The 6,977-nt window shown below is 44.4% G+C and carries 6 protein-coding genes; 2 read left to right on the top strand and 4 right to left on the bottom strand.

Annotated elements, in window-relative coordinates:
• Positions 1 to 443 precede the first annotated feature (443 nt).
• Positions 444 to 911 carry a hypothetical protein gene (locus tag G395_RS0125955; RefSeq protein WP_229204297.1) on the top strand — a complete coding sequence of 156 codons (468 nt, stop codon included), beginning with the start codon at positions 444 to 446 and terminating at the stop codon, positions 909 to 911.
• 252 nt (positions 912 to 1,163) lie between these two features.
• On the opposite strand, the gene G395_RS0125950 is transcribed toward G395_RS0125955, so the two are convergent.
• From G395_RS0125950 to G395_RS31405, 4 genes are all read right to left on the bottom strand, one after another.
• A complete protein-coding gene (locus G395_RS0125950) occupies positions 1,164 to 1,556 on the bottom strand; it encodes an RpnC/YadD family protein (protein WP_026632692.1) in 393 nt (130 codons plus the stop codon).
• A 65-nt stretch (positions 1,557 to 1,621) separates the two neighbouring features.
• Positions 1,622 to 2,095 carry an Rpn family recombination-promoting nuclease/putative transposase gene (locus tag G395_RS0125945; RefSeq protein WP_026632691.1) on the bottom strand — a complete coding sequence of 158 codons (474 nt, stop codon included), beginning with the start codon at positions 2,093 to 2,095 and terminating at the stop codon, positions 1,622 to 1,624.
• A 476-nt stretch (positions 2,096 to 2,571) separates the two neighbouring features.
• Positions 2,572 to 3,267 carry a LytR/AlgR family response regulator transcription factor gene (locus G395_RS0125940; RefSeq protein WP_026632690.1) on the bottom strand — a complete coding sequence of 232 codons (696 nt, stop codon included), beginning with the start codon at positions 3,265 to 3,267 and terminating at the stop codon, positions 2,572 to 2,574.
• Positions 3,264 to 4,337 carry a sensor histidine kinase gene (locus G395_RS31405; RefSeq protein ID WP_051350422.1) on the bottom strand — a complete coding sequence of 358 codons (1,074 nt, stop codon included), beginning with the start codon at positions 4,335 to 4,337 and terminating at the stop codon, positions 3,264 to 3,266. Before G395_RS31405 ends, G395_RS0125940 begins: the two co-directional genes overlap by 4 nt.
• A gap of 267 nt (positions 4,338 to 4,604) precedes the next feature.
• Here G395_RS31405 and G395_RS30570 point away from each other — a divergent pair, with 267 nt between their 5' ends.
• A complete protein-coding gene (locus tag G395_RS30570; RefSeq protein WP_169720090.1) occupies positions 4,605 to 6,956 on the top strand; it encodes a TonB-dependent receptor in 2,352 nt (783 codons plus the stop codon).
• Positions 6,957 to 6,977 lie beyond the last annotated feature (21 nt).

Below are 6,977 nucleotides of genomic sequence, written 5' to 3'. Positions count from 1 at the left end.
GTACCCGTACAAAAAAATCCGTTTTGGAAATGTCCAATACCCGCCTGGATACTTGAAAACGGGCTAACTGTCAACCGATTTCAGTAGCATATGAACTGTATTGTCCTTAGCTCGTGATATTCATTTATATTGGTCTGGTCTGGATTACAGTTTATGTGATGTGTCGAAGAAGCAAAAACCGGTTAATCAAACGGCAAATCATTGAGTTGCTGCACACAACTATTTGGTGAGAACGACAACTTTTGGCTGTAATCGGGATTTCACGTAACTTATCAAGGCGCTAAGACTGTTACTATCAAAGAAGCAATTCAATGACACCAAAACAAACCGAACGGCTCCGATTAAAAATTGCCAATATCAAAAAAGTCCTGGCCGGTGAGAAAAGGAAATTTGGCGGTTATGATGACAGCCGTGGCCTACGGTACTTACCGACCAGGTATTTTGTGCAATTGGCAGATTATGTTGGTGGATTGGCTTACACAAAATGGTTCGCCAAGAACTTTCCGGAAGATGCCGGTTTTCCAGACTTTTTGTTTGAATGGACTATCATACTTTACAAGGCGGGTCAGAGCAGGCAGGCGGGGCATAAAGCTTTTGAAACCTTTTGCTCTAATACCTATGTGCTTGACAAATTCTTTGAAAGGCCTATTATACATGTAGACAAGTGGGAAGGATCAAACCTAGAAAACCCTTCATTTTTGGAATACTTTCAATACAATTACAAGCAACCTGGACTTGAAGATTTTGCTGGCTGGCTACAATCGTTTCTTTCAACAGATGAGTTTACTCAGGCGGCAAGCCGGTTTGTCGAGCTTAGCAAAGCGTTGCACAATGAAGACGACATTGAAAAAAGATCTTATCTGGTTAAACAAATCTCACAGTTAGAAAAGGGAAATACCTTCATTACTTGACAAAGTGTTTACAGCATCAATTCCTGTAAGAACATCTCAAAAGGGGTACCAGCGTACGACGCATGCTGCTAAGTAGCCTGACAGTATTAAGCCGGCCACTTATATTATCAAATATTAGAAAACAAATTGCTTTGCTACTGTCCAATGATTATATAAACCGGGACCATATGATTCTGTTGTGTGAACAGCACCCAAAAGTGAAAAGGGTACGTCTTAAAAGAGGCTAGATGTTCTCCCTAACTTTCCGAAGAATTAGGATTGCTTGCGGATATTGGCCACATAATTAACTGTCACTTCCAGGGCAGAAGCAATCTGCTGGTCTGTTAGCAAAGATTGCTTGATTAGGTTTCGAACTGCGTTTTCAGTCTTTTCCTGTTGGCCTTCCAATTTGCCTTTCAGCTCACCTTCTTTCAAACCTTCTTTACGACCCTTCTCAACAAAAATATCCAACGTGCTCATAACTGTTTCTTTAATTTGTGCAGGCAACGATGTTATCAATTCAACGATTTGCTGCTCGCTTAGCTCACTGTTTACGAATGTATAAACAATCAGGCTGGTTTGCAAGTTCTGATCTATCCCGCCGGCCAGCTTTAATATTGTAGGAATTAAAGGGTTAAGGCGATCTTTAAAGACGCTGTATTTCATGGCCAGAAGAGAGGCCGCCAAGAAGTTGTTATGCAGTGCCTGGATCTGCTCATCAGGGATTTTACCTAATTATTAAAAACGTATTGGTAATCCGGAACGAACCGCAATAGCTCCGGTTCAAGTTCCTGGAATAATGATGACAATGTTTTATATTCCCACTTGGCCTTGCCATGGTAAAGCAGGATTGGAATAATCAGGGAAGGTTTCTCCCCTTCTGCAAGCTGCTTCAATAAGCCTGAAAAGATGTACCTACCGATCTGTATTGGCGTGTATTTGTCCACATAACTTTTGTGCTCGATCAAAAGGGAAATTTTTACCTCTCCTTCCCCACCGGTCCTTTTGCACACATAGACGATATCTGAAATAGATTTTTGAAGCTCTTTTGAAACGTAAGTGTCAGGAAGTTGCCGGAGAGTGGAAAAATCTAACTTTTCAAGAATCTGTTCTGGCAGGCAAGAGCGAAAATAATCCAGCGCAATTTGCTGGTTACCCATGATAGACTGAAGGAATGTATCGTGCTTTGATGTATGCTCACCCATGAGGCAAAGATATAATCATGAGGCAAAGATATAATATTTGGGACCCTACTCCACCGTTCCAAGCGACTTGCGTCAGTAGTATGCTTGTCAAGTCTATAAGTGAGTGTACTATAAGGATATACCACTAGCTCAAAGTTGCAATATTAGGCTTAGTAAGTTAAGGCAGAAGCCTTCTATGGCACTTTACGAACGTCCGTTCGTAAAGTGCCATAAGATATGTGACAAACCGGAATAACCGTTTAATGAGAAGGCGGTGTCATACCCACTGTCCTGAATGTGGACGTGCGACCTTGCCTTAAATTTAAAGAATACACATGAGCCTATACTTGGCAAATGATCAAACCAACATTTTTTCCTATCGTCAAGAGATGTAGTACTTCCGACAACCAAAATATAGTGTATCACGCTTAAATAGCCTGCTATGGTTTAGGTGATTTTCTGCTAACAATTAAAGTTATTGTAACTTTGAAGCACATTCATTCCTTAAAGTACTGCAGCACTAACGTGCGGTACTGCTCGCCGATGGGAATTTCATGCTTTTCGATCTCTACGTCCAGCTTCGTGTAAGCAGTGATTTTGTGTACATTGACTATATATGAGCGGTGAACACGTAGAAAGCGATCGTCTAGCAATCTTTGAAAGGAAGAGATGCTGTATTTAATCACGTGCTTTTCGTCGGGCAGATGAATAGTGATGTAGTCTTTAAAGCTTTCAACGAATAAGATGGAGTCCAGTAGTAACTTTACCTGTTTTCGGTTCTTTGCGATGAAGATATAGTCCCTCTGTGATATCCTTGACATGTCAGCAATTGTCTCGGGCCGCTGACTCAGGAACTTCTCAGTCGCCTGAAACAGGCGCTCAAATGTAATCGGCTTTAGCAGATAATCTACTGCGTTTAAGTTAAAGCCATCGAGTGCATAATCACGGTACGCGGTAGTGAAAATGACGCTTGGTTTGTGAAGCAGATTTTTGAAAAAATCGGTGCCTTTCATCAATGGCATTTCGATATCAAGAAAAAGCAGATCGACCGATGTCTGCTGTAACACATTCCTGGCTTCCAAAGCACTAGCACAAGTGTGCACTACTTTGAATTCAGGCAATTTTTCAATATGGGTGTTAATCAACTCGCGGGCGAGTTCTTCATCGTCTACAATCAGGCAGGTGTAGGTCATGGCGTTTTTAGGTCTAGCGTAACCATATAAGTACCCTTCGCCTCGTCTAATCGCAGTTGGTGCGCGCTGGGATACAAGAGTTCAAGTTGCTTTCTGACATTTTTCAGGCCGATTGCAGGCTTTTTGTCGTTATCACGGGGCGCGTCAGTCGGGATAGTATTTCGAATATAGAATGTAATTGTGTTTTTGTGAGCATGCAACATTATGTCAATAGTTGCCTGGTTGATCTCCTGGCTAACGCCATGTTTGAAGGCATTTTCTACAAAAGTAAGTAGCAACAAAGGGGCAATCTTCACATCATGGCTGTAAGATGGATTGAAGGTAATGACAACCCGCTTTCCATATCGTATTTTCTCTAAGGTCAGGTAGTTCTCGATCAGTTCGACTTCTTTGATGAGCGGGACGTAGTCTTCGTTGCAACGGTATAGCACATAGTCGAGGATATCCGACAGTTTGCTGATGACCTCTGGAGTTTTATCTGATTTTTTAATAGCCAGGGCGTACACATTATTCAGTGTATTAAACAGAAAATGAGGATTTAGCTGGTGCTTAAGAGCTGTTAGTTCAGCGGTCTTTTTCTGCTCGTTGATTTGGGAAAGGCGCTGCTGGTCGCGGTAAAACTGAAATAGCAGCAGCAATACAGTAGGTGAAAAGAAAAAAATGGCTTTGCTGGCTGTGAGGGAAATATCGGTAATCCGCTCGAGCATGGATTGGTAGCCAAATGCATCAAAGCGCGTCGCATAGGATTGCGGGTAGGCAGGTTCAAAGTAGTAGTAATTGGCCGCGTGGTAGCCAGTAGCGGCTAAAAATAGTAGTAACGTCAGCAGAATACTGAAAGTGTAAAACCGCTTTTTGTTCAGAAAGTAGGGAATCAATGCGTAGAGCGTGGTGTAGGCAACTCCGACTTGGAGCAAAGTTATCCAGGATATCGCCCCAACCAGATGCGCGACGTTACTGTAAAAAGCCCGGTTGGTGGTAATCAGATGGAATAAATAGATCACTGCCCAGAAAACCAGGTTTCTGAGCAGAGGGGTGTCCCACCGGCGGTATAGGCTTGCCAAAGTGTCCATTTTGATGTAGCAAGGTACGGTCAAAGAATACGGCACAAAACAAAAGTAGTCAATAGAACCATAAAAGGTGTCAGAGAGGCTGTCCGCGTCGATGAAACCTTATATCTCCGCTCAGACTTCGGCTGGTTGCGCAAAGCGGCTGTTGATCTACTTTTCGCTTCTGCGAAGGCTTTCTTCTGTTCTTTTGTGGTCGTACAGATTATCCGCCGCTATGGAAGCCCTATGACCAACCAACCGACCGTCTTGATCACTGCCTGCCTCTTCACTTTGAGCGTCTGTTCTTACGCCCAAACAATAACCTCCGTCCAAGGCAATGTTATCGACACTAAGGGGGAAGCCCTTTTGGGTAATGCCATCATCATCAATCCCCAAGATTCCAGCATTATCAAAGGAACACCCTTTCCGGAAGGCAAATTTGAACTTTCTGGGTTGGACCAACCGCAAGTACTTCTAAAAATCACTTCTCTTGAGTTTGCGGATACCTACCTGTTCGTTCCTTACAAAGGGAGTGCCCAAGTAGACGTAGGAAATATAATACTACGAAGGTCGGCTAATGAATTGAACGAAGTGCTCGTGAGGGCGAAGGCGCCGCTCGTACAAGAGAGAGGCGATGGATCGATAGAAATAAAAATCGAAAATACCCCCTTGGCTACCAGCACTTCGGTCGATGAGATACTGAGCCGGTCTCCTGGGGTGATTTACGATGCCGAGGGCCAAATCGGTTTCTTTGGTAAGGGGGCGGCCATTATTTTCATCAACGGTGTCCGAATTTCGAACGATCAGTTATCTGCTCTTTCGCCCACCAACGTTTTCAAGATCGAAATCATTAGTAATCCAGGCCCCCGCTACGACGCCCAAGGCAATGCGGTAATCAACATCACTACGAAGCGTGATGCTGGTGAGGATATCCGAGCCATGCTAAAGAACTACTATTCGTACAGCAAGTTTGCCGGGTACGATAACCAGACTAATATCGATCTTAGCTACGCAAAGGGAGCCTGGTCTGTAAAGGGCAGTTATGGTTTGCAGCTGGGCAACGACCGTATGATATTGAAAACGACCCGCGTCCGAAATGCACCGCCCGATCTTTTTAGCTCCAAGCTCACCACTGACTGGCGATATAAGCACGACAACTTCTCCAACTACGGTATGGGCCTTCAATATAACATGAAGCGAAATAGCTACGTGTCTTTTCAGTACACCGGGGCTTACGAGAAACTAGGCGGCGCGCAGTTGAGCGACAATACCATCACCGACCACCAAACCGGGCTTTATGCCAGCAATTTAGCGTGGGATGAGTTGTCGCGGGATAATATGTTTAACGCCAACTACAACTTGGATATTGACAGCTTGGGTTCTAACCTGTTCGTTGGGGGGCAGTATGCATCGTACCGACACAATTTCGACAATAAGATACGCCAGTCAGAAACCTTGGCAGGCACGGAGAAGACGCAATTAATCAATAACATGGGAGAAGGCAACATCCATATTCTGAGCATCCAGGCCGATTTCGTCAAAGCTTTCAAAAGAGGTGCTAGCCTGGAGGCTGGCGGCAAGCTGGCATATGTAAAAAATTACTCGTTGACCACATTCATGAACGTCGGCAAAAATGGAACGCCAACAAAGGACGACAAGCTGTCGAGTGATTTTGACTACACTGAGCGGGTGCCTGCCGGATATGCTAACTTCCGCGGCCGCATCAAGAAGGACTGGAATTACAGCTTAGGGCTAAGAGCAGAATTAACCAACTATGCGCTGCTGACAAGTGTTAAAGAAGGAGCCACGCTCGACGATCTTTACATCAATGTCTTTCCCAATGCTTCGCTGACCGCCAGATTTTCCGAGAACGCGAACGCCTACATCACCTATTCCTCCCGGATCGACCGCCCTTCGTACCAGTCGCTCAACCCATTCGTTATTTATCAGGACAGCTTTACTTCTATTCAGGGGAACCCAAACATCCGGCCAGCCAAAGTACATTCTTTTGAGCTGGGTGCTACCCTGGGTAGTTGGAGTATGAAGACAGGTTACAACTATACCCTTAACTTAATAAGCGGCGGTGCTTTTCAGGCAGAGAATGATCCGCGCGTGTATATTTTACGACGTGCCAATATCGGCAAAGAACACGCCTATTTTTCTTCGATTAGCAAAACGATCAACACAAAGTGGTGGAACTCGGTCAATGCTGCAAGCATTAGCTACAACAATGCCATAGACGATGCTGGGGTTTTTTCCGGAAGAGCCAAACAGCCATATTATTACCTATATTCTCAGAACCGCTTTAATCTGGGCAATTGGATCATTTTCTACACAACAGCATGGTACCAAAGCGACAAGCAGGACGGCATCTATTTACGAGAAGATCAGTCTTCGGTCAATATTGGTCTTGAAAAGAAATTCCTTAAAGATGCATTGAGCTGTAACCTTGAAGCGAACGATTTATTTCACCGGGCTCGGGCGGCCGGAGAATACAGATTGGGTTCCACCGACATTGTGTACGGCAGAAAGTACAATACCAATTATGTCCGGATCGTGATTTCGTACAGTTTGGGTCGCTTGAAGCAATCTATCTACCAGAACAAGGACGTAGGCGAATCTGAGAAGCAGCGTGCACAATAACTCAGCAATAGTGGTCGCTTC

The organism is Dyadobacter alkalitolerans DSM 23607 (assembly GCF_000428845.1).
GTDB classification, from domain to species: Bacteria; Bacteroidota; Bacteroidia; order Cytophagales; family Spirosomataceae; genus Dyadobacter; species Dyadobacter alkalitolerans.
The sequence above is the reverse complement of the archived record's forward strand: the minus strand, read 5'-3'. Positions and strand labels throughout refer to the sequence as shown.

Bases quoted from the DNA above. Each gene is read 5' to 3' on its own strand.
- G395_RS0125950 (WP_026632692.1), bottom strand. From the start codon at position 1,556: ATGAAATACAGCGTCTTTAAAGATCGCCTTAACCCTTTAATTCCTACA.
- G395_RS0125945 (WP_026632691.1), bottom strand. From the start codon at position 2,095: ATGGGTGAGCATACATCAAAGCACGATACATTCCTTCAGTCTATCATG.
- G395_RS0125940 (WP_026632690.1), bottom strand. From the start codon at position 3,267: ATGACCTACACCTGCCTGATTGTAGACGATGAAGAACTCGCCCGCGAG.
- G395_RS31405 (WP_051350422.1), bottom strand. From the start codon at position 4,337: ATGGACACTTTGGCAAGCCTATACCGCCGGTGGGACACCCCTCTGCTC.